Source organism: uncultured Jannaschia sp. (assembly GCF_947494055.1).
In the GTDB taxonomy this organism is placed as follows: domain Bacteria; phylum Pseudomonadota; class Alphaproteobacteria; order Rhodobacterales; family Rhodobacteraceae; genus Jannaschia.
In genome coordinates, this window is the sequence record NZ_CANLTR010000007.1 from 49,343 (window position 1) to 69,229 (window position 19,887).

Sequence of the window (19,887 nt, forward strand, 5' to 3'; positions counted from 1 at the left end):
CGGACCCGTGCGGTCAAGCCGCGTTGCCGTCGCGCATTCGGGGGCGTATCTGAGAGCAAACGGAGGACGATGCCATGAAGGATACGGCAACCGAGGGCCGCGGCCCGGATCTGGGACAGTTCGACTGGGCCGACCCGTTCCGTCTGGAGGATCAGCTCACCGAGGAGGAGCGGATGCTGCGCGACGCGGCGGGCGCCTTCGCGCAGGGCGAGCTGGCCCCCGTCGTCCGCGACGCCTACCGCGACGAGCTCGACGCGCCGGAACTGTTCGCCAAGATGGGCGCGGCCGGTCTGCTCGGCGTGACGATCCCGGAGGAATACGGCGGGCTCGGCTCGGACTACGTGACCTACGGCCTCGTCGCGCGAGAGATCGAGCGCGTCGATTCCGGCTACCGGTCAATGATGTCGGTGCAATCCTCGCTCGTGATGTACCCGATCCACGCCTACGGGTCCGAGGAGCAGCGGCGGAAATATTTGCCCGGTCTCGCGGCGGGCGACCTGATCGGCTGCTTCGGCCTGACCGAGCCGGATGCCGGCTCCGACCCGGCGAGCATGAAGACGCGCGCGGTGAAGACCGAGAGCGGCTACCGGATCGACGGTGCGAAGATGTGGATCTCGAACGCGCCTTTCGCCGACGTCTTCGTCGTCTGGGCCAAGTCCGACGCGCATGACGGCAAGATCCGCGGCTTCGTGCTCGAGAAGGGCATGACGGGGCTCAGCGCGCCCCGGATCAAGGGCAAGCAGAGCCTCCGCGCCTCGACCACGGGCGAGATCGTCATGGACGGCGTCGAGGTCGGCGAGGACGCGCTCCTGCCGAACGTGCAGGGGCTGAAGGGCCCGTTCGGCTGCCTCAACCGGGCACGCTACGGCATCGCCTGGGGCGTGATGGGCGCGGCGGAAACCTGCTGGCACGCGGCGCGGCGATACGGGCTCGATCGCAAGCAGTTCGGCCGGCCGCTCGCGCAGACGCAGCTGTTCCAGAAGAAGCTGGCCGACATGCAGACCGAGATCGCCTTCGGCCTGCAGGGCGCCTTGCAGGCGGGTCGGTTGCTGGACGCGGGAAAGGCTGCGCCGGAGCTGATCTCGATGATCAAGCGCAACAATTGCGGCAAGGCGCTCGACGTGGCGCGACTGGCGCGCGACATGCATGGCGGCAACGGCATCTCCGAGGAATATCCGGTGATCCGCCACATGATGAACCTTGAGACGGTGAACACCTACGAGGGCACCCACGACGTCCATGCCCTGATCCTCGGCCGCGCGCAGACGGGGCTGCAGGCGTTCTTCTGACGTCAAACGAACCGGATCGCCGTCCCATCGGACCGGCGCGGATGGCGAGGGCGGCTTTGCGAAGAACGGCCCCTTTCAGGCTTCGTACGGCTCCGGACCGGTTGTATTTGCATGGAACTTCATCGGAACGTGTGCGTCGAGTTCGTATCTTGCAACGAAAAGGAGCCCACACAATGATGAAGCCCCTTGTAACGACCGCCCTCGCCGCCGCAATCGCCGGTGGCGCGCCCCTGGCCGCACTCGCGCAGGACGCGATGGCAGACATGTCCGACCTTATCCGGACGCGCGACATCACAGGCGGCCCGGTCTATTCGATCGCGGACCAGTACGACGACACCACCTGGATGGATACGGCGAACCGGGACGCGTACAGCTACAACAACTACGCCTACGGCACCGATTACGCCCAGATCGGCGAGATCGAGGACATCGTGCTCGACGAAGGCGGCCAGATGGTCGGGATCGTCGCCGAAGTCGGTGGTTTTCTGGATATCGGCGACAAGCACGTGATGGTCCCGGTCGAGGACCTGCGCCTCGAAGCGGTGGACGACCAGACCTACAGCTACATCACGCGGCTCAGCGAGGAGCAGCTCGAGGAGTTGCCCTCGGTCGACGAAGGCTGGTTCAACTGAGCTAGTCCGACATCACGGATCGGGAGGGCTTCGGCCCTCCCTTTTCGTTTCAGGCTTTCCAATCCGGACCCGGAACGATCAGGCCCCGGCCTGCATCGCCTCGATTGAGATCATCACCTCGATCTCGTCGGAGACCATCGGCGCGAAGGCGCCCGCGTCGAAGTCGGACCGCAGGACCGTCGCGCTGGCATCGAAGCCGAGCCACGGCTTGCCCTCCATCGGATGCTCCCCGGCCTGATTGAGCTTCGTGTCGAGGACGACCTCCTGCGTGACGCCGTTGACGGTCAGGTCGCCGGTGATGAGCGCCGTGTCCTCCCCGGTGACCTCGATGCCGGTCGAGACGAAGCGGATGGCCTCGTTCTGGGAGGCGTCGAGGAAATCCTCGGTCATGAAATGCTCTTCCCGCGGCTGCCAGCCGGTGATCATCGACGCCGTGGGCATCGATACCTCCACAGAGGACGCGGCGGGGTCCTCGGCGTCGAACATGATCTCGCCCTCGAACCCGGAGAACATGCCGGTCGTGGTCGAGAAGCCGAGATGCTCGTAGGTGAACACGACCTGGCTGTGCGCCGAGTCGAGCGTGTAGGCGACGGGTTCGGCGAAGCCGGGCGTCGCGAGGAAGAGTGCGGCGAGTGTGGTGCGGATCACGATGATGTCTCCGGGTTCAGGAATGATTTTGCAACGTCCCGATACGCGATCGAGGGACGCGCCGGATAGACATCTGCACGAACAAGGTCTGTGCATGTCCGGTCGGTTCGCCGCGGACGCGGCCCCTTGCATGCCGTGCCCACGTCGCTATACGCGGCCCACCCGCCATGCACCCATTCCGCGTGGTCTCTCGTGTCCGGGGGGCGGGCCCTTTGCTCCGGACTATGAAACGCGCGCCGACAAGACAGGAGTGAACATGCCGCTCTACGAGCATGTGATGATTTCGCGGCAGGATCTGTCCTCCGCGCAGGCCGAGGGCCTCGTCGAACATTTCAGCACCGTCCTCGCGGACAATGGCGGCACCGTCGTCGACAGCGAGTACTGGGGCGTCAAGACGATGGCCTACAAGATCAACAAGAACCGCAAGGGGCATTACGCCTTCCTGCGCACCGACGCCCCCTCGGACGCGGTGCACGAGATGGAGCGTCTCGCGCGGCTGCACGACGACGTCATGCGCGTGCTGACCGTGAAGGTCGACGCCCACGAGGAAGGTCCCTCGGTCCAGATGCAGAAGCGCGACGAGCGGGATACCCGCCGCGAGCGCCGGTAAGGAGAGCATATCATGGCTGCAAAACCATTCTTCCGCCGTCGCAAGACCGATCCGTTCGAGGGCCCGAACGCGCCCAAGATCGATTACAAGGACACTCGCCTGCTGCAACGCTACGTCAGCGAGCGCGGCAAGATCGTCCCGGCGCGCATCACCGCCGTCTCCGCCAAGAACCAGCGCCGCCTCGCCCGTGCGATCAAGCGCGCGCGGTTCCTGGCGCTCCTGCCCTATGCCGTGAAGTGAGGAGAGCGACATGCAAGTGATCCTTCTGGAACGCGTGGCCAAGCTCGGCCAGATGGGCGAGGTCGTGGACGTCAAGCCCGGCTACGCCCGCAACTTCCTTCTGCCGCAAGGCAAGGCGCTCACCGCGTCGGATGCCAACGTGAAGGCGTTCGAGGGCCGCAAGGCGCAACTCGAGGCCGACAACCTCGAAACGAAGAAGGAGGCCGACTCGATGGCCGCCCGCCTCAACGGCGAGCAGTTCGTCATCATCCGTCAGGCCTCCGATTCCGGCGCGCTCTACGGCTCCGTCACCACGCGCGACGCGGCCGAGGCGGCGACCGAGGCCGGCTATACCGTGAACCGCGGGCAGGTCGCGCTCCAGCAGCCGATCAAGTATCTCGGCCTGCACAAGGTCACGGTGCGCCTGCACCCCGAGGTCGAGCTGGAAATCGAGCTGAACGTCGCGCGCTCCCCCGAGGAGGCCGAGCTTCAGGCGTCGGGCAAGTCCATTCAGGATCTTGCGGCCGAGGAAGAGGCCGCGGCGGAATTCGAGATCTCCGAGCTGTTCGACGATATCGGCGGCGCTGCCGACGAATACGGCGACGACCGGAGCGGCCCGGTCCCCACGCCCGAAAGCGACACGGGCGGGGAAGAGCAGCCGAGCTGATCCGATCCATCCGACAGGGAAAGGGCCGCCCCATCGGGCGGCCCTTTCTCGTTTCGACCCATGTCCGGTCGGACGGATCGCGACGTCAGAGGTTGGCCGCGGCCTTCCGGCAATCCTCGGCGCATTCCCGGCACATCGTCGCGCAACGTTTGCAATGGGCGTCGTCGTGCATCTCGCACATCTCCGCGCAGGTCTCGCAGGCCTGGATGCAGAGCTCGAGCGTTGCCTTCAGAAGCGCCTCGTTGCTGCCCGTGCGCCGCGTCGCCACGCGGTAGGTCGCCTCGCAGATATCCGAGCAGTCGTTGCACTTGCGGATGCAGTCGACCCGCTCGGCCACGTTCGGCTCCGCGGCGCAGGCATCGGCGCAGGAATTGCAGATCGCGGCGCAATACATCGCGTGGCGCACGGCCTGCCCCAGGAACTCGTTGTCATGGCCCGCGACGTCTGGGTGCTCGGCGATCATTTCCTTGATGGACATCAGGTATCTCCCTTGGCTGAACTCGGCGACCCAACGGGCGAAGCCGCCGACCGTTCCGCGCCGTCCGTCGCGTCGTGCATCCGCCGGTAAACCGGCTATCCTGCCCGCGACTCACCCTGACCTCGCGGAGCCACCGATGATCCTCTCCCGCCGACGCTTCCTCGCATCCAGTGCCGCGACCGGCCTCGTCGCCGTCCATCCCTTCGCCGCCCGGGCGCAGGCGGGTCAGGCGCATCTGCGCATCGCCGAGACGACGGACCTGCATGTCCATGTCTGGCCCTACGACTATTACGCCGACCGCGAGATCGATACCGTGGGCCTCGCGCGGACTGCCGCGCTGATCGAGGATCTGCGCGCGGAGGCCGGCAACGCGATCGTCCTCGACAACGGCGACTTCCTGCAGGGCAACCCGCTCGGCGACTTCATGGCCTACGAGCGTGGGCTGAAGGCAGGCGACATCCACCCCGTCATCGCCGCGATGAATACCGTGGGCTACGATGCCGGCACGATCGGCAACCACGAGTTCAACTACGGGCTCGAGTTCCTCGAGACCGCGCTGGCCGGAGCGGCCTTCCCGGTCGTCCTGTCGAACGTCGTCCGCCGCGAGGGCGCGTCGATCACCGAGGACGAGACGCTGGTGCCGCCCTACGTCATCCTCGACCGGGAGCTGACCGACGGCGCCGGCGAGACGCATCCCATCCGCATCGGGGTGATCGGCTTCACCCCGCCGCAGGTCCTCCGCTGGGACCGTGCGCATCTGGAGGGCAACGTCACCGTCCGCGACATCGTCGCGGCGGCCGAGGCCTACGTGCCGCAAATGCGGGAGGACGGCGCGGACATCGTGGTGGCCCTCTCGCATTCCGGGATCGGCCCGGTCGAATATACCGAGATGATGGAGAACGCCTCCATCCCCCTCGCCGCCGTCGAGGGGATCGACGTCGTTTTGACCGGTCACCACCATCAGGAGTTCCCGGGCGAGACCTATGCCGGACTCGAGGGGGTGGATGCCGAGGCCGGCCTGATCCATGGCAAGCCCGCCGTCATGCCCGGCTTCTGGGGCAGTCACATGGGTCTCGTCGACCTGCTCCTCGAGCGGGACGGAAACGGCTGGCGCATCGCGGCGAGCACGCAGGAGATCCGCCCCATCGCGACCCGCGACGAGGACGGCGACTGGGAGCCGCAGGTCGAGAGCGTGGAGTCGGTGCTGGCGGTGACCGAGGACGACCACCAGGCGACGCTGGACTACGTGCGCCGTCCGGTCGGCAAGACGGACGCGCCGCTCCATTCGTACTTCGCGCTCGTCGCCGACGATCCGTCCGTTCAGATCGTCTCGATCGCACAGAAATGGTATGTCGAGCAGCTTCTGGCCGGCTCGGAGCACGAGGACCTGCCCGTCCTGTCGGCGGCCGCGCCCTTCAAGGCCGGCGGCCGCGGGGGTCCGGACTATTATACCGACGTCCCGGCGGGCGACGTGGCGATCCGCAACGTGGCCGACCTCTACCTCTATCCGAACACGGTGCGCGCCGTGCGCATCACCGGGGCGCAGGTGAAGGACTGGCTCGAACGCTCCGCCGGCATGTTCAACCAAATCGAGCCGGGCAGCGCGGACGCGATCCTGCTGAACCCGGATTTCCCGAGCTACAATTTCGACGTGATCGACGGCGTGTCCTACCGGATCGACCTGAGCCAGCCCTCGAAATACGACGCGGAAGGCGTATTCGTGAACCCGGAGGCGAACCGCATCGTGGACCTGAGCTACGAGGGCGCGCCGATCGACCCCGCGCAGGCGTTCATCGTCGCCACCAACAATTACCGCGCGGGCGGCGGCGGCAACTTCCCCGGGGCCGACGGGTCGACCATCGTCGTCGAGGCGCCGGACACGAACCGCGACGTCATCGTTCGTTACATCGTCGAGCAGGGCACGATCAGCCCGTCGGCGGACGCGAACTGGGGCTTCCTGCCGCTCGACGGGACCAGCGTCGTGTTCGAGACCGGCCCGGCGGCGACCGCCTATGCCGGGGACGTGCCGGGCCTCGACCTGGAGGAGATGGGCATCGACGAGGACGGGTTCCTGCGGTACCGTCTGACGCTCTAGCGAACGCCGCCTGACGCGGTTGTGAGACGGACCGGCCTGATAAATCCGCGGGATGCGCTATCGTTTCCGGCAACCGACACCAGACCGGAGACGATCCGCATGCGCTTCGCCATCCTTCTCGCCGCCCTGCCCGCCTGCGCCATGGCGCAGGACTTCAACTACGGAGGCCGGAACACCGATTTCGAGCCGGCCTTCCCCGAGCAGTTCCGCGCCCCGATCACGCCGAGCGGGGTCGAGCTCGATCTCGAGGTGATCGCCAGCGACCTCGTCCATCCCTGGGGCATCGCCACCCTGCCCGACGCGGATGGCTGGCTCGTGACGGAACGGCCGGGACGGTTGCGTCACGTCCTGCCCGACGGCTCCGTGTCGGAGCCGATCGGCGGGGTGCCCGAGGTCCATGCCGTCGATCAGGGCGGGCTGCTCGACGTGGCGCTCGGTCCCGATTTCGAGACCGACCGGATGGTCTACCTGACCTATTCCAAACCGATGGGCGACGGCCTCTCGGCAACCGCCGCCGCGCGGGGAACGTTGAGCGACGACCTGTCCGCGCTCGAAGGTGTCGAGGATATCTTCGTGCAGGACCCGCCCGACGACACCGCCAAGCACTACGGCAGCCGCATCGTCTTTCCCGGTGACGGTACCGCCTTCGTGACGACCGGAGAGCATTCCTCGATGGAAACACGGGTTTACGCGCAGGATCTCGACAAGACCTACGGCAAGGTGATCCGCATCGACCTCGACGGCGCGACGCCCGAGGACAATCCGTATGTCGGGCAGGACGACGCGACCGACACGATATGGTCCTATGGCCATCGCAACATCCAGGGCGCCGCACTCGACGCGGACGGCACGCTGTGGACCATCGAGCACGGTCCGAAGGGGGGCGACGAGTTGAACCGGCCGGCAGCGGGACTCAACTACGGCTGGCCGGTCATCTCCTATGGCAAGCAGTATTCCGGACAGCCGATTGGGTCCGGTGACGCGGTGCAGGAAGGCATGGAGCAGCCGGTCTACTTCTGGGATCCGGTGATTGCGCCCGGCGGCATGACCTTTCATTCCGGCGATACTTTCGCGGAGTGGAACGGCGACGCCCTGATCGGATCGCTCTATCCCGGCGGTGTCGTCCGACTGGCGTTGAACGACGAAGGCCATGTCGTCGAGGAGGAACGCCTGCTCCGCGACCAGGGCCGCATCCGCGACGTGGAGATCCAGGACGACGGATCGTTCCTCGTGATTACCGATTTCGAAAGCGGCAGCCTGATCCACGTCCGACCGTCTCCCGAAAGCTGATCGCGCTTAAGCGTCGACGAAAAAGGGCGCCCCGCGGGCGCCCTTCTCCAATTCCGGCGAACCGGTGGAGTCGCTCAGATCTCTTCGAGCTTCTCGACCTCGGCCTGCAACTCCTCCTTCGTGACCGTCTTCTCGGTCACGTTCGCCCGCTCCAGGATCAGGTCGATCACCTTGTCCTCGAAGATCGGAGCGCGGAGCTGTTGCTGCGCCTGCTGGTTCTTCTGGATGAACTCGAAGAACTCGCGCTCCTGACCCGGGTACTGCCGCGCCTGCGTCATGATCGCCTGCGTCATCTCGGCGTCGGAAACCTGGACCTCCTCCTTCTGGCCGAGCTCCGCGAGGAGCAGGCCCAGACGCACGCGACGCTCGGCAAGCTTGCGGTGATCGTCGGTCGGCTCGATCTTCGGGTGGTCGTGGCCCTGCACGTCCGGGTTCTCCTCGTGCCAGAGCTGGTGCGCGATCTGCTGCGCCTCGGCATCGACGAGCGAGGACGGGAGGTCGAAGGTCACGAGGTCGTCGAGCTGATCGAGGAGCTGCCGCTTGACCACCTGGCGCGCGGCGCTGTCGTACTCGCCCTTCAGGCGGTCGGAGATCTGCGTCTTCAGCGCATCGAGGCTGTCGGAGCCGAACTGCTTGGCGAGGTCGTCGTTGATCTCGGCCTCGGCCGGCTTCTTCACGTCCTTGATGGTGCAGTCGAAGGTCGCGGCCTTGCCGGCCAGATGCGGCGCTTGGTACTCGGCCGGGAAGCTGACCTCGACCTGCTTCTCCTCACCCTTCGAGACGCCGACGAGTTGCTCCTCGAAGCCGGGAATGAAGCTGCCCGAGCCGAGGACGAGCGGGTAGTCGTCGGCAGCGCCCCCGTCGAACGGCTCTCCGTCGACCTTGCCCAGGAAATCGAACACGACCTGGTCGCCGTTCTCGGCCGCGCCCTCCTTTGCCTCGAAGGTCTGCGCGTTCTGCGCGAGACTCTTCAGCGCCTCGTCGATATCGGATTCGGCCGGCTCGACCGAGAGCTTCTCGATCTCGACGCCGGCGAAATCCACGTCGGGCACCTGCGGCAGCGCCTCGTAGCTCAGCGTGACCTCGACGTCGTCGCCTTCCTTCCAGTCCTGGTTGGCCATCTCGACCTTGGGCTGCATCGCGGGACGGTCGCCCGACGCCTGGAAGTGCTCGCCCATCGCGCCGTCGATGGCCTCCTGCATGGCCTCGCCCATCAGGCGCTGGCCGAACTGCTTCTTGAGAAGCGCCATCGGGACCTTGCCCTTGCGGAAGCCCTTCATCTCGACCGAGGGCTGCGCCTCGGTCAGCTTCTCGTTGACCTTCGTGTCGAGATCGGCGGCGGGCACCGTGATGGTATAGCCGCGCTTGAGGCCTTCGTTCAGGGTCTCGGTGACCAGCATGGGAGCATCCTTCCGTCCGTTCCGGGCGCGGGCCTTGCGGGCCCGGCTGCATATGCAAACGCCCCGCCGGAAAGGCGGGGTGAAATCGTGGCCGTCTGTATGAGCGGAAGGATTGGGACGCAAGCCGGTTTCACCGGCGCGGGAACGGGCATTCTGCCCGCAGATCGAGTGACGCGGGGCGGCCGGTCGCGTCCCTCGCGTTCAGTAGATGTAGCGGATCTGGTCGGACCAGTAGCGCTCCACCCGGCGCAGCGTCGCGACGATCTCCACGAGGCCCGCATCCGAGAGGACACCGGTATGGCGGATGCCGTCGGCATGGCGGGTGAACAGCGCCGCGATCGCGTCGCGGACCTCGCGGCCCTTGGCGGTCAGGCGGACGCGGACGGCGCGGCGGTCGATCTCGCAACGCTGATGATGCATGTAGCCCATCTCGACGAGTTTCTTGAGATTGTAGCTCACGTTGGAGCCCTGATAGTAGCCGCGCGACTTCAGCTCGCCTGCGGTCACCTCGTTCTCGCCGATGTTGAAGAGAAGAAGGCCCTGCACGGCGTTGACCTCGAGCAGACCGAGGCGTTCGAACTCGTCCTTGATGACGTCCAGCAGGAGGCGGTGCAGACGTTCCACCAATGTCAGCGCGTCGAGATAGCCGGACATGAAGTCCGGCTGGTTCCGGGGTTGAATGTTGTCCAGTCGGCTCATGGCTTGCCCTAGTTCTCGCAATGTCAGTGCGCGGAATAGAGCGTCAACAAACTGATATTTCGTTAAACGAAGCGAGAACTTGCAACGGCTTCGACGAGATGTCGAACGGTGTTCAGCGCGCGCGGCCGGAATTGCGGGCGGAGAGTTCCGCCATCAGCGGCGCGAAGCGGGGCGGCGGCGCGTCCTGCCCGGTCACCCAGGCGAAGAGGTCGTGGTCGTTCTCGTCGAGCGCGGCCTCGAAGGTCGCGATCTCGGTCTCGTCCATCCCGGCGAGACGGTCGTCGGCATAACCGCCGAGGATAAGGTCCATTTCCTTGATGCCGCGACGCCAGGCGCGGATGCGCAGGCGCTTTCGCCGCGTCGCCGTGTCGCTCACCGATCCTCCTCGAGGCGAGCGCGGAGCCGGGTCTCGAGCATCCGCAACCGGTCGGTCAGGCCCGCCGCCTCCCGCGCGAGGCGCCCGACCTCCTCCAGCATCTCACCGTCGCGGGGCGTCTCGGTGGTCGCGGGGCCCTTGCCGACGCCCGTCATCAGCCAGACGAGCGACACGTTCAGGATGCCCGCGAGCATCGAAACGCGATTGGCGCGTGGCTCCGTCCGGTCGCCCTCCCAGCCGCGAATCGTCTTGACCTTAACGCCCAGCCGTTCGGCCAGCCCCTCGACGTCGAGGCCCGCCGCCTCGCGCGCGCCGGTCAGGCGATCGCCGAAAGTCGTCGCCGCGGGATCGTACCAATCTGCGGTCTCGGTCGTCTCGTCCATCGCGAGGCTCCTTGATTGCCGGTCAAGCGCAACCTAGGACGGGTCCGACCCCCTGCCAACCCGGAGTCCCGACCTCATGGCGTTCCTTTCCGACACCCTCGCCCGCGTGGCGCCGTCGCCCACCATCGCGGTGACGAACAAGGCGCGCGAGCTTCGGGCGGCGGGTCGCGACGTGATCGGCCTGGGCGCGGGCGAGCCGGATTTCGATACGCCCGAGAACATCAAGGCCGCGGCCATTCGCGCCATCGAGGACGGCCACACCAAATACACCGCCGTCGACGGCATCCCGGAGTTGAAGCAGGCGATCTGCGACAAGTTCAGGCGCGACAACGGGCTGGATTACGCGCCGTCGCAGGTGAGCGTCGGCACCGGCGGCAAGCAGGTCCTCTACAACGCCTTCGTGGCGACGCTCGACTTCGGCGACGAAGTGGTGATCCCTGCGCCCTACTGGGTAAGCTACCCGGACATGGTCCTTCTGGCAGGGGGTGAGCCTGTCATCGCGGAGGCGGGGATCGAGACGGCCTTCAAGCTGACGCCCGACGCGCTCGAGGCGGCGATCACCGAGCGGACCAAGTGGTTCGTCTTCAACTCGCCGTCGAACCCGACCGGCGCGGCCTATTCGGCCGAGGAGCTGAAGGGACTGACCGACGTGCTTCTGCGGCATCCGCATGTCTGGGTACTTTCCGACGACATGTACGAGCATCTGGTCTTCGACAACTTCGTCTTCGCCACACCCGCACAAGTGGAACCGAAGCTCTACGACCGCACGCTCACGGTGAACGGCGTCTCCAAGGCCTATGCGATGACCGGCTGGCGGATCGGCTACGCCGCCGGACCGGAGGCGCTGATCGCGGCGATGCGGAAGGTGCAGTCGCAATCGACGTCCAATCCCTGCTCGGTCAGCCAGTACGCGGCGCTCGAAGCGCTCGAGGGCACGCAGGACTTCATCCGCCCGAACCAGGCCTTGTTCCGAAAGCGGCGCGACCTCGTGGTCGAAGGGCTGAACGCCTGCCCCGGCATCGATTGTCCGCGCCCCGAAGGCGCGTTCTATGTGTACCCGTCGATTGCCGGCTGCATCGGCAAGACCAGCCGCGGGGGCATGACGATCAACGACGACGAGGCCTTCGCGACGGCGCTTCTGGAGGAGGAGAACGTCGCCGTCGTCTTCGGCGCGGCCTTCGGTTCCAGCCCGCATTTTCGCGTCAGCTACGCGACGGGCGAGGACGCGCTGCGCGAGGCCTGCCTCCGGATCCGGCGCTTCTGCGAGGGGCTCACGTGACCGAGACCGGCGCGCTTCCACCCTATTATTTCCGCGTGAAGGAGAATGGTGCCCTGGTGTTCAGGATTGAGACCGAGAACCGGGCACAGCGACTCGAGCTGGCGCCGATCGCGACGGTGAATGTCCGCAACGGGGAGATCCGGCCGCAGGGGGGCGGCGAGTTGAATGCGGATGACCGGGCCGCCATCGAGGCTTGGGCCGGAGAACGGACCACCGAACTGAGCCGGCGGGAGGTGTCCGGAATGACCGAACTGGCCGAGCGGCTGAACCTCGCGGCGCAATGGGCGCAGGCGCATGCGACGCCGGAGGATCTCGAAGCGGTGACGGACCGGCTGCTGCTGGCGATGCACGACCTGCGCGCGGTGCTCGCGAGAAAACGGGCCGAGCGCTTCATCGGCGGCTGAGACGGGGGCGCTGCCCCCCGCGCTCCGCGCGTCCCCCGGGATATTTGAGAAGCAAAGACGCCAGACCCATGAAGATCGCGACCTACAACATCAACGGCATCAAGGCGCGCCATGCGACCGTGTCCGACTGGTTGCGCGAGGACGCGCCCGACGTCGCGATCCTGCAGGAGATCAAGTCCGCCGACGCGGTCTTCCCCCGGGAGGTGATCGAGGATGCGGGCTACGAGCTGCATGTCCATGGCCAGAAGGGCTTCAACGGCGTGGCCCTCCTGTCGAAGACGCCCGTCGAGGACGTGACGCGCGGCCTGCCCGGAGACGAGACGGACGAGCAGGCGCGCTACATCGAGGGCACGGTGATCGGCGACGCGGGGGCGGTGCGCGTCTGCGGGCTGTACCTGCCCAACGGCAATCCGGCGCCGGGCCCGAAATACGATTACAAGCTCGGCTGGATGGCGCGGCTCGAGGCGCGGGCGCGGGACCTGCTCGCCGCCGAAATTCCGTTCCTGATGACCGGAGACTTCAACGTGATCCCTGACGCGCGGGATGCGAAGCGGCCGGAGGTCTGGGAGACCGACGCGCTCGGCCTGCCCGCGACACGCGCGGCGTGGCGGCGGCTTTTGAACCTCGGCCTGACCGAGGCGTTCCGTGCCCGCACGCCCGCCCCCGGCCATTACAGTTTCTGGGACTACCAGGCCGGCGCCTGGGACCGCGGTGACGGCATCCGCATCGACCATTTCCTGCTTTCGCCCGCCATCGCGGACCGGATGCGGGATTGCACCATCCAGACCGAGATGCGGGGGCGAGAGAAGCCGTCCGACCACGTTCCGGTCTGGCTCGACCTCGACCTCTAGGAGACTTCATGCGCACCGTACCGCTCGGCCGACACGACACCATTTCCGAGATCATGCTCGGCACCATGACCTGGGGCCGGCAAACCGGGGAGACGGACGCCCACCAACAGCTCGACATGGCGATCGAGGCCGGCGTGACATGGCTCGACACGGCGGAGATGTATCCGGTGAACCCCGTCCGCGCGGAGACGGTCGGGGACACCGAGACGATCGTCGGCAACTGGGTCGCGAAGGGGAACGCAGACCGAATCCGCATCGCCACGAAGCATGCGGGCGAAGGCGGGCTCGCGCATGACGGCGCGCCGATCACGTCGGCGAGTATCCCGCGCGTGATCGAGGCGTCGCTGAAGCGGCTCCGGGTCGAGATGATCGACCTCTACCAGTTCCACTGGCCAAACCGGGGCAGCTTCCAGTTCCGGAAGTACTGGAACTATCGCCCCGAGGGCCGACGGGACGCGATCCTGCAGGACATGGCCGATTGCGTGGGCGCGCTGGAGCGGGAGATCGCGCGCGGGACGATCCGCGCTTTCGGGACGTCGAATGAGTCGACCTGGGGCATGGACCAGTGGCTCCGCCTCGCCGCGCACGACGTCGCGGGCGACGGGCCCGCCCGCCCGGTCTCGATCCAGAACGAGTACTCGCTGCTGTTCCGTCTTGCCGATACCGATCTCACCGAGATGATGGTCTACGAGGACGTCACGATGCTCGCCTTCTCGCCGCTCGCGGCCGGAATCGCGACGGGAAAGTACCAGAACGGCGTGCTGCCCGAGGGGTCGCGCCGGTCGATCAACGAGGGGATGGGCGGGCGGTGGTCCGAACGGGTCGAGCCCATCACCGGCATCTACCTGGAACTCGCGCGGGCGCACGGGATCGACCCGGTCCACATGGCGCTGGCCTGGCTCCAGACCCGGCCTTTTGCCTGTTCGGCCATTCTCGGGGCAACGAACGCCGAGCAACTCGCCCACGGGCTGAAGGCGCAGGACATGGTCCTCTCCGAAGAGCTCGTCTCCGCCATCGACGCGATCAACCGGAGCAATCCCCTGCCCTACTAGGGCGAGTGCCGGGGGATTGCAGGCCAACTGACTGGAAGTCGACGACGCCGCGCTGCCGATTCCCGGTCGCACGCTGCTGCATGGTCAGCGATCGGGCCGGACGAAACGGTCATGGGTTCCACGCAGTCCCCGGGGCCCCCTTGCCGGTGCGCGGGACCTCTGTTCTATCATGCCCGAAAGGAGAGGCGCGGGGTTCATGGCCGATACATCCGACACGATCGACTACGGCACGATGATGCACGACGCCATGCGCGGCCTGATCGCGCGGGTCTTGCGACGCGTCGCGGAAGACGGACTGCCCGGGGAGCATCACTTCTTCATCTCCTTCGACACGAACCATCCGGGTGTCGAGATCGCGGACTGGCTGCGCGAACGCTATCCCGACGACATGACCATCGTGCTCCAGCACTGGTTCGATGCGCTCGACGTGCGCGAGGACGGCTTTTCGGTGGTCCTGAACTTCGGCGACAATCCGGAGCCGATCACCGTGCCCTGGGGCGCGATGAAGACCTTCGTGGATCCGTCGGTCGAGTTCGGGTTCCGATTCGAGCATCGCAGCGCCGATCCGGACGACGACCCGGACGGGACCGCGGAGGAAGCCCCCTTCGAAGAAATCGAGGAGAGCGACGAGCCGCATCAGGACGCGGAGATCGTGCGCCTCGACCGGTTCCGAAAATGAAGTGGGTTGCCTGACGCGCCCCTGCCACCCAAGCGGCACGTGACCGGCGCGCCGCAGATTCGACGGAGCCGACGATGACCGAAGCCCGCACCGAGACCGACAGCTTCGGCCCCCTCGACGTGCCCGCCGACAAGTACTGGGGCGCGCAGACCCAGCGGTCGATCCGGAACTTCCCGATCGGCTGGGAGAAGCAGCCCGTGGCCATCGTTCGTGCCCTCGGCGTCATCAAGCTGGCGGCGGCGCGGGTGAACCTCGATTTCGGCGACCTCGACGCGGATCTGGCGCAGGCCATCGAGCAGGCGGCGCAGGAGGTCGTGAACGGCCGGTTCGACGACAACTTCCCCCTCGTCGTCTGGCAGACGGGCTCGGGAACCCAGTCGAACATGAACGCCAACGAGGTCATCGCGAACCGGGCCATCGAGATTCTGAACGGCCAGATCGGGTCGAAGTCTCCCGTTCATCCGAACGACCATTGCAACATGGGCCAGTCGTCGAACGACACGTTTCCGACGGCGATGCACGTCGCGATCGGGATGACCGCTCGCGACGTGCTCCTGCCCGGATTGCGCAAGCTGCACGCCGCGCTGCGGGCGAAATCCGACGAGTTCGCCGACATCATCAAGATCGGCCGCACGCATACGCAGGACGCGACCCCGCTGACGCTCGGTCAGGAGTTCGGCGGCTACGCGCACCAGGTCGCGAAGGGGATCGAGCGGGTGGAGGCCTGCCTGCCCGACATCTACGAGCTGGCGCAGGGCGGCACGGCGGTCGGCACCGGGCTCAACACGCGCAAGGGCTTCGCCGAGAAGGTCGCGGCCGAGATCGCGGAGATCACCGGCCTGCCCTTCGTCACCGCGCCCAACAAGTTCGAGGCGCTGGCCGCGCATGACGCGATGGTCATGTTCTCCGGCGCGCTGAAGACGGTCGCGGCGAGTCTCTTCAAGATCGCCAACGACATGCGGCTGCTGGGCTCGGGGCCGCGTTCCGGTCTCGGCGAGCTGATCCTGCCGGAGAACGAGCCCGGCTCCTCGATCATGCCGGGCAAGGTGAACCCGACGCAGGCGGAGGCGCTGACCATGGTCTGCGCGCAGGTGATGGGCAACGACGCCGCCGTGGGTTTCGCCGGCAGCCAAGGACATTTCGAGCTCAATGTCTACAACCCCATGATGAGCTACAACGTCCTGCAATCCATGCAGCTTCTGGGTGATGCGGCCTCGAGCTTCACCGACAACATGGTGGCCGGCACGCAGGCCAACGTTGAGCGGATCGACAAGCTGATGAAGGAGAGCCTGATGCTCGTCACCGCGCTCGCTCCGACGATCGGCTACGATAACGCGACGAAGGTAGCCAAGACCGCGCACCGCAACGGCACGACGCTGCGCGAGGAGGCGATCGGCCTCGGCCTCGTCGATGCGGAAACCTTCGACCGGGTCGTCCGGCCGGAGGACATGATCGGCCCGAGGGACTGAGACTGTGACATCGGACGCGCGCGGGAACGGAACGGGCGGCAAGGTCGTCAACCTCGCCCGCGTCCGCAAGTCGCGCGCCCGCGATGCGAAGCGGGCCGAGGCGGACGCCAATTCGGCGAAGCACGGGCGGACCAAGGAGGAGCGCGTCCGGACCGAAGCGGAGAACGACAAGGTCCGTCGCGATCTAGACGCCCATCGCCGCGACGCGCCGCCGGAGGATGACGGGCCCGACATCGCATGACCGACCTGCGGCCCCGCAAGCGGTCCTTGACCTTGCACGGCCACCGGACCTCGGTCTCGCTGGAGGACGCCTTCTGGTGCGAGTTCCAGAGCATGGCAAAGTCTCAGGGCCTGTCGGTCAACGCTCTGGCAGCGCGGATCGACCGGGACCGGGGCGTCAGCGCCGGCCTCGCCTCGGCCATCCGCGTCGCCGTGTTGCGGGATCTCCGGTCCCAGGTCGATCGCGTGAGCTTCTCGCAATACCGCTGATCGGCAGCGTCGGGCCCGAACGTCTTAAATCACGACGGTGTCAAGCCGACCCGACCGGTCGCGGCGCGGCCTCCGACGGGTGCCCCGACAGGGACGCGCCGTCTCCTGCCACCATCTCGGCCCGCAGACGCGGCAGCGACGCCGGATGCGTCGATTGAATCCAGCCGATGATCTTCTCGCGCACCTCGCAGCGCAGGTCCCAGTTCGTCGGCGAATCGTGCGACGACATCAGCGCGCGCAACTGCATGACCTCCTTGTCCGTCTCGACCACCTGCAGGTTCGCCACCTTGCCGTCCCAGCGAGGACTCGCCCGGATGATGCGCTCGACTTCGGCGCGCATTTCCTCGACCGGCATCGTGTAGTCGACATACCAGAACACCGACCCCATGATCGTCGCGTTCTGACGGGTCCAGTTCTGGAACGGCTGCTCGATGAAGTAGGACAGCGGCACCACGAGCCGACGCCAATCCCAGATGCGGACCACGACGAAGGTCGCGAAGATCTCTTCGATCCAGCCCCATTCGCCTTCGACCACAACCACATCGTCGATCCGGATCGGCTGCGTCAGCGCGATCTGGATGCCGGCGATCAGGTTGGAGAGGACGGGGCGTGCCGCCAGACCAACCACCAATCCCGCGGCACCGGCCGAGGCGAAGAGGGACACGCCGTAGCGGCGCACGCCCTCGAAGGTCATCAACACCGCCGCGACGGTCAGCAACACCGTCACGATCGTCACCGCCTGCCGCAGAATGCGCACCTGCGTCAGAAACTTCCGCGCCATCAGGTTGTCGGCCGTGTCGAGCCGGTGATGCCTGAGCGAGCGTTCGGTCAGCAGGTCCATGACCACCATCACGCTCCAGCCGATGAGGACGATGATCGCGATCAGCACGCCGTGCCCGAGGATCGCGGCCAGCCGGTCGGGGAAGGTCAGGCTCCGCGTGACGAGCGCGATCGCCAGAAGCGCGAGGGCCAGTCGCAAGGGTCGTCGCGCGCGGTGCAGGAAGCGGGTCAGGAACGTGTCTTCCTGCAACATACCACGTTGGAGGAATGCGAAGATCGCCGCATGGATCATCACCGCCACGGCGATCGCGCCGAGCAGTTTCGCCAACGGCTCGAGGAGGGGGGAAAACTCGGCCCGGAAGGCCGTAAGTTGCGCCAGGAGATCGTTCATGCGCCATCATTGCCGCAGCGCGGCGCGACGATGCAACCGCTCAGGCGGAGGCTTCGAGCACGGCGCGCACGTCGGCGGCTGGAACGGCGTCGGTCACGAAGGCATCGCCGATTTCGCGCGCAAGGATGAAACGCAGCCGCCCATCGACGACCTTCTTGTCCTGTCCCATCAGATCGAGCAGCGCCGCCGCGTCGGGCAGGTCGCCGGAAATGTCGCGCAGGTCGCGCGGCAGACCCATCGCCTGCAGATGCCCGCGCACCCGGCTCGGCACTTCCTGCGCGCAGAGGCCGAGCCGCGCCGAGAGGTCGAAGGCCAGCGCGCAGCCGATGGCGACGCCCTCGCCGTGGAGCAGCCGGTCGGAATAGCCCGTCGCGGCCTCGAGCGCGTGTCCAAACGTGTGGCCGAGGTTGAGAAGCGCGCGATCCCCCTGTTCGGTCTCGTCTCGGCGCACGATATCGGCCTTCATCGCGACCGAGCGGCGCACGGCCTCGACCCGCAGCTCCGCGTCCGTCTCCAGGTCAGCGGCATTCTTCTCGAGCCAGCCGAAGAACGCGGCGTCCCCCAGCAGTCCGTACTTCATCACCTCGCCATAGCCTGCCCGAAAATCGCGCGCGGGCAGCGTCGTCAGCAGGTCCACGTCGGCCAGCACGAGGCTCGGCTGGTGGAACGCGCCGACGAGGTTCTTGCCGTGCCGCGTGTTGATCCCGGTCTTGCCGCCGACCGAGCTGTCGACCTGTGCCAGAAGCGACGTCGGTACCTGCACGAAACGCACGCCTCGGCGCAGGATCGCGGCCGCGAAGCCCGCCAGATCGCCGATCACGCCCCCGCCGAGCGCCACCACGACGTCGCCACGCTCGCAACGTTGATCGAGCAGCCATTCGACCGCCTGCGTGAGCCCGGCCCAGCCTTTCGTCCCCTCCCCCGGCGGGAGCGCGAGGGCCGACGCCTCGATCGCGCCCAGACCGGCCCGCAGGGCGACGAGATGATGCGCCGCGACCCGCTTTTCCGTCAGGACGAAAACGCGCGAGCGCCGCAGATGCGGTCCGATCAGATCGCCCGCTCGCGCCATCAGGCCCTGGCCGACATGCACGTCGTAGGCCCGAGTGCCCAGATCGACATGCACCACGTCGCTCATGCCAGCACCCCCGCCCGCTCGAGCGTGACGATTACCCGGTCGGTCATTCCCGCGATCGAGACATGCGGATCGGTCTCGACGTTCAGATCGGCTTCGGCATAAGCCGGCGTTCGGTCTTCGAGAAGCGCGAACAACGTCGCCTTCGGATCGCCGGTCATCAGAAGCGGACGTGTCGTCTTGTGGCGCACGCGGTTCCACAGCAACTCGCCATCCGCACGAAGCCAGACCGACACGCCCAGACGGCTGATGGCCTCGCGGTTCTCGGCCCGCAGGAACGCGCCGCCTCCGGTCGAGAGGATGCCGGGCCCCGCGGCCAGCAATCGCTGCAGCACCTCCGTCTCCCGCCGCCGGAAGAACGCCTCACCATCGCGCTCGAAGATCTCGGGGATGGTCATGCGCGCCGCTGTGACCATCTCCTCGTCGGTGTCGCGGAACGGCACGCGAAGGCGCACGGCCAGGGCAGTGCCGACGGCGGTCTTGCCCGAGCCCATCATGCCCACGAGCGCGACCGGACGGGTCAGCCGGAGCCCCCGCTCGGCCGTCACGATCCCCGGCACCTTGTTGCCCATCTG

The 19,887-nt window shown here is 66.9% G+C and carries 24 protein-coding genes; 15 read left to right on the plus strand and 9 right to left on the minus strand.

Features of this window, described 5'->3' with window-relative positions; translation table 11 throughout:
- Positions 1 to 74: 74 nt before the first annotated feature.
- Positions 75 to 1,289, plus strand: coding sequence for an acyl-CoA dehydrogenase (locus Q1A87_RS08990; RefSeq protein ID WP_299649994.1), 1,215 nt, complete (start codon positions 75 to 77; stop codon positions 1,287 to 1,289).
- Between the two features lie 173 nt (positions 1,290 to 1,462).
- Positions 1,463 to 1,921, plus strand: a complete 459-nt coding sequence (locus Q1A87_RS08995) for a PRC-barrel domain-containing protein (protein WP_363322975.1) — start codon at positions 1,463 to 1,465, stop codon at positions 1,919 to 1,921.
- Positions 1,922 to 1,999: 78 nt separating this feature from the next.
- Here the strand turns inward: Q1A87_RS08995 and Q1A87_RS09000 are convergent, their stop codons facing one another.
- Positions 2,000 to 2,566, minus strand: coding sequence for a YceI family protein (locus Q1A87_RS09000; protein WP_299650267.1), 567 nt, complete (start codon positions 2,564 to 2,566; stop codon positions 2,000 to 2,002).
- A 259-nt stretch (positions 2,567 to 2,825) separates the two neighbouring features.
- Between Q1A87_RS09000 and rpsF the strand changes: the two genes are divergently transcribed.
- Genes rpsF through rplI form a run of 3 tightly spaced genes read left to right on the plus strand, consistent with a single transcriptional unit; the run spans position 2,826 to position 4,065 of the window.
- On the plus strand, positions 2,826 to 3,179 hold the full coding sequence (gene rpsF, locus Q1A87_RS09005) for a 30S ribosomal protein S6 (RefSeq protein WP_299649997.1): 354 nt from the start codon (positions 2,826 to 2,828) through the stop codon (positions 3,177 to 3,179).
- A gap of 12 nt (positions 3,180 to 3,191) precedes the next feature.
- Entirely contained in the window at positions 3,192 to 3,419 is a 228-nt protein-coding gene (gene rpsR / locus Q1A87_RS09010) for a 30S ribosomal protein S18 (protein ID WP_299650000.1), read from the plus strand.
- Between the two features lie 10 nt (positions 3,420 to 3,429).
- Positions 3,430 to 4,065 carry a 50S ribosomal protein L9 gene (rplI, locus tag Q1A87_RS09015; RefSeq protein ID WP_299650003.1) on the plus strand — a complete coding sequence of 212 codons (636 nt, stop codon included), beginning with the start codon at positions 3,430 to 3,432 and terminating at the stop codon, positions 4,063 to 4,065.
- An 85-nt stretch (positions 4,066 to 4,150) separates the two neighbouring features.
- On the opposite strand, the gene Q1A87_RS09020 is transcribed toward rplI, so the two are convergent.
- Positions 4,151 to 4,543, minus strand: coding sequence for a four-helix bundle copper-binding protein (locus tag Q1A87_RS09020; RefSeq protein ID WP_299650006.1), 393 nt, complete (start codon positions 4,541 to 4,543; stop codon positions 4,151 to 4,153).
- A 136-nt stretch (positions 4,544 to 4,679) separates the two neighbouring features.
- Between Q1A87_RS09020 and Q1A87_RS09025 the strand changes: the two genes are divergently transcribed.
- Together Q1A87_RS09025 and Q1A87_RS09030 are read left to right on the plus strand one after the other, a co-directional pair.
- The gene (locus Q1A87_RS09025) at positions 4,680 to 6,638 is read left to right on the plus strand and encodes a bifunctional 2',3'-cyclic-nucleotide 2'-phosphodiesterase/3'-nucleotidase (protein ID WP_299650009.1); all 1,959 of its coding nucleotides are present in this window, start codon (positions 4,680 to 4,682) and stop codon (positions 6,636 to 6,638) included.
- Between the two features lie 99 nt (positions 6,639 to 6,737).
- Entirely contained in the window at positions 6,738 to 7,928 is a 1,191-nt protein-coding gene (locus tag Q1A87_RS09030) for a PQQ-dependent sugar dehydrogenase (RefSeq protein ID WP_299650012.1), read from the plus strand.
- Positions 7,929 to 8,002: 74 nt separating this feature from the next.
- Here Q1A87_RS09030 and tig read toward each other — a convergent pair whose 3' ends face one another.
- From tig to Q1A87_RS09050, 4 genes are all read right to left on the minus strand, one after another.
- Positions 8,003 to 9,328, minus strand: coding sequence for a trigger factor (gene tig / locus Q1A87_RS09035; RefSeq protein ID WP_299650015.1), 1,326 nt, complete (start codon positions 9,326 to 9,328; stop codon positions 8,003 to 8,005).
- Between the two features lie 201 nt (positions 9,329 to 9,529).
- On the minus strand, positions 9,530 to 10,027 hold the full coding sequence (locus Q1A87_RS09040; RefSeq protein WP_299650018.1) for a winged helix DNA-binding protein: 498 nt from the start codon (positions 10,025 to 10,027) through the stop codon (positions 9,530 to 9,532).
- Between the two features lie 112 nt (positions 10,028 to 10,139).
- Positions 10,140 to 10,403 (minus strand): succinate dehydrogenase assembly factor 2, encoded by a 264-nt coding sequence (locus tag Q1A87_RS09045; protein ID WP_299650021.1) that lies wholly within the window; start codon positions 10,401 to 10,403, stop codon positions 10,140 to 10,142.
- Positions 10,400 to 10,786: a helix-turn-helix transcriptional regulator gene (locus tag Q1A87_RS09050; RefSeq protein WP_299650025.1), complete on the minus strand. Its 387-nt coding sequence runs from the start codon at positions 10,784 to 10,786 to the stop codon at positions 10,400 to 10,402. Before Q1A87_RS09050 ends, Q1A87_RS09045 begins: the two co-directional genes overlap by 4 nt.
- A 76-nt stretch (positions 10,787 to 10,862) precedes the next feature.
- On the opposite strand from Q1A87_RS09050, the gene Q1A87_RS09055 reads away from it, so the two are divergent.
- From Q1A87_RS09055 to Q1A87_RS09090, 8 genes are all read left to right on the plus strand, one after another.
- The gene (locus Q1A87_RS09055; RefSeq protein WP_299650028.1) at positions 10,863 to 12,065 is read left to right on the plus strand and encodes a pyridoxal phosphate-dependent aminotransferase; all 1,203 of its coding nucleotides are present in this window, start codon (positions 10,863 to 10,865) and stop codon (positions 12,063 to 12,065) included.
- Positions 12,062 to 12,469: a hypothetical protein gene (locus tag Q1A87_RS09060; RefSeq protein ID WP_299650031.1), complete on the plus strand. Its 408-nt coding sequence runs from the start codon at positions 12,062 to 12,064 to the stop codon at positions 12,467 to 12,469. Before Q1A87_RS09055 ends, Q1A87_RS09060 begins: the two co-directional genes overlap by 4 nt.
- A gap of 68 nt (positions 12,470 to 12,537) precedes the next feature.
- Complete coding sequence (gene xth, locus Q1A87_RS09065) at positions 12,538 to 13,320, plus strand: exodeoxyribonuclease III (protein WP_299650034.1); 783 nt, start codon at positions 12,538 to 12,540, stop codon at positions 13,318 to 13,320.
- An 8-nt stretch (positions 13,321 to 13,328) separates the two neighbouring features.
- Positions 13,329 to 14,372: an aldo/keto reductase gene (locus Q1A87_RS09070; RefSeq protein ID WP_299650037.1), complete on the plus strand. Its 1,044-nt coding sequence runs from the start codon at positions 13,329 to 13,331 to the stop codon at positions 14,370 to 14,372.
- 196 nt (positions 14,373 to 14,568) lie between these two features.
- Positions 14,569 to 15,051 carry a ClpXP protease specificity-enhancing factor SspB gene (locus Q1A87_RS09075; protein WP_299650040.1) on the plus strand — a complete coding sequence of 161 codons (483 nt, stop codon included), beginning with the start codon at positions 14,569 to 14,571 and terminating at the stop codon, positions 15,049 to 15,051.
- Positions 15,052 to 15,125: 74 nt separating this feature from the next.
- Complete coding sequence (gene fumC, locus Q1A87_RS09080) at positions 15,126 to 16,520, plus strand: class II fumarate hydratase (RefSeq protein WP_299650043.1); 1,395 nt, start codon at positions 15,126 to 15,128, stop codon at positions 16,518 to 16,520.
- Between the two features lie 4 nt (positions 16,521 to 16,524).
- Positions 16,525 to 16,761, plus strand: coding sequence for a DUF4169 family protein (locus tag Q1A87_RS09085; protein ID WP_299650046.1), 237 nt, complete (start codon positions 16,525 to 16,527; stop codon positions 16,759 to 16,761).
- Positions 16,758 to 17,009 (plus strand): ribbon-helix-helix domain-containing protein, encoded by a 252-nt coding sequence (locus Q1A87_RS09090; protein ID WP_299650049.1) that lies wholly within the window; start codon positions 16,758 to 16,760, stop codon positions 17,007 to 17,009. Before Q1A87_RS09085 ends, Q1A87_RS09090 begins: the two co-directional genes overlap by 4 nt.
- A gap of 40 nt (positions 17,010 to 17,049) precedes the next feature.
- On the opposite strand, the gene Q1A87_RS09095 is transcribed toward Q1A87_RS09090, so the two are convergent.
- From Q1A87_RS09095 to Q1A87_RS09105, 3 genes are read right to left on the minus strand one after another with little or no spacing between them, the layout of a single operon-like run.
- Complete coding sequence (locus tag Q1A87_RS09095) at positions 17,050 to 18,180, minus strand: mechanosensitive ion channel domain-containing protein (protein WP_299650052.1); 1,131 nt, start codon at positions 18,178 to 18,180, stop codon at positions 17,050 to 17,052.
- A gap of 40 nt (positions 18,181 to 18,220) precedes the next feature.
- Complete coding sequence (gene aroB / locus Q1A87_RS09100; RefSeq protein WP_299650055.1) at positions 18,221 to 19,315, minus strand: 3-dehydroquinate synthase; 1,095 nt, start codon at positions 19,313 to 19,315, stop codon at positions 18,221 to 18,223.
- Positions 19,312 to 19,884 (minus strand): shikimate kinase, encoded by a 573-nt coding sequence (locus Q1A87_RS09105; protein ID WP_299650270.1) that lies wholly within the window; start codon positions 19,882 to 19,884, stop codon positions 19,312 to 19,314. Before Q1A87_RS09105 ends, aroB begins: the two co-directional genes overlap by 4 nt.
- Positions 19,885 to 19,887: the final 3 nt, after the last annotated feature.

Bases quoted from the DNA above. Each gene is read 5' to 3' on its own strand.
- Q1A87_RS09105 (WP_299650270.1), bottom strand. From the start codon at position 19,884: ATGGGCAACAAGGTGCCGGGGATCGTGACGGCCGAGCGGGGGCTCCGG.
- xth (WP_299650034.1), top strand. From the start codon at position 12,538: ATGAAGATCGCGACCTACAACATCAACGGCATCAAGGCGCGCCATGCG.
- Q1A87_RS09025 (WP_299650009.1), top strand. From the start codon at position 4,680: ATGATCCTCTCCCGCCGACGCTTCCTCGCATCCAGTGCCGCGACCGGC.
- Q1A87_RS09050 (WP_299650025.1), bottom strand. From the start codon at position 10,786: ATGGACGAGACGACCGAGACCGCAGATTGGTACGATCCCGCGGCGACG.
- fumC (WP_299650043.1), top strand. From the start codon at position 15,126: ATGACCGAAGCCCGCACCGAGACCGACAGCTTCGGCCCCCTCGACGTG.
- tig (WP_299650015.1), bottom strand. From the start codon at position 9,328: ATGCTGGTCACCGAGACCCTGAACGAAGGCCTCAAGCGCGGCTATACC.
- Q1A87_RS09020 (WP_299650006.1), bottom strand. From the start codon at position 4,543: ATGTCCATCAAGGAAATGATCGCCGAGCACCCAGACGTCGCGGGCCAT.
- rpsR (WP_299650000.1), top strand. From the start codon at position 3,192: ATGGCTGCAAAACCATTCTTCCGCCGTCGCAAGACCGATCCGTTCGAG.
- Q1A87_RS09095 (WP_299650052.1), bottom strand. From the start codon at position 18,180: ATGAACGATCTCCTGGCGCAACTTACGGCCTTCCGGGCCGAGTTTTCC.
- Q1A87_RS08990 (WP_299649994.1), top strand. From the start codon at position 75: ATGAAGGATACGGCAACCGAGGGCCGCGGCCCGGATCTGGGACAGTTC.
- Q1A87_RS08995 (WP_363322975.1), top strand. From the start codon at position 1,463: ATGATGAAGCCCCTTGTAACGACCGCCCTCGCCGCCGCAATCGCCGGT.
- Q1A87_RS09070 (WP_299650037.1), top strand. From the start codon at position 13,329: ATGCGCACCGTACCGCTCGGCCGACACGACACCATTTCCGAGATCATG.
- rpsF (WP_299649997.1), top strand. From the start codon at position 2,826: ATGCCGCTCTACGAGCATGTGATGATTTCGCGGCAGGATCTGTCCTCC.
- rplI (WP_299650003.1), top strand. From the start codon at position 3,430: ATGCAAGTGATCCTTCTGGAACGCGTGGCCAAGCTCGGCCAGATGGGC.
- Q1A87_RS09055 (WP_299650028.1), top strand. From the start codon at position 10,863: ATGGCGTTCCTTTCCGACACCCTCGCCCGCGTGGCGCCGTCGCCCACC.
- aroB (WP_299650055.1), bottom strand. From the start codon at position 19,315: ATGAGCGACGTGGTGCATGTCGATCTGGGCACTCGGGCCTACGACGTG.
- Q1A87_RS09040 (WP_299650018.1), bottom strand. From the start codon at position 10,027: ATGAGCCGACTGGACAACATTCAACCCCGGAACCAGCCGGACTTCATG.
- Q1A87_RS09075 (WP_299650040.1), top strand. From the start codon at position 14,569: ATGGCCGATACATCCGACACGATCGACTACGGCACGATGATGCACGAC.
- Q1A87_RS09090 (WP_299650049.1), top strand. From the start codon at position 16,758: ATGACCGACCTGCGGCCCCGCAAGCGGTCCTTGACCTTGCACGGCCAC.
- Q1A87_RS09030 (WP_299650012.1), top strand. From the start codon at position 6,738: ATGCGCTTCGCCATCCTTCTCGCCGCCCTGCCCGCCTGCGCCATGGCG.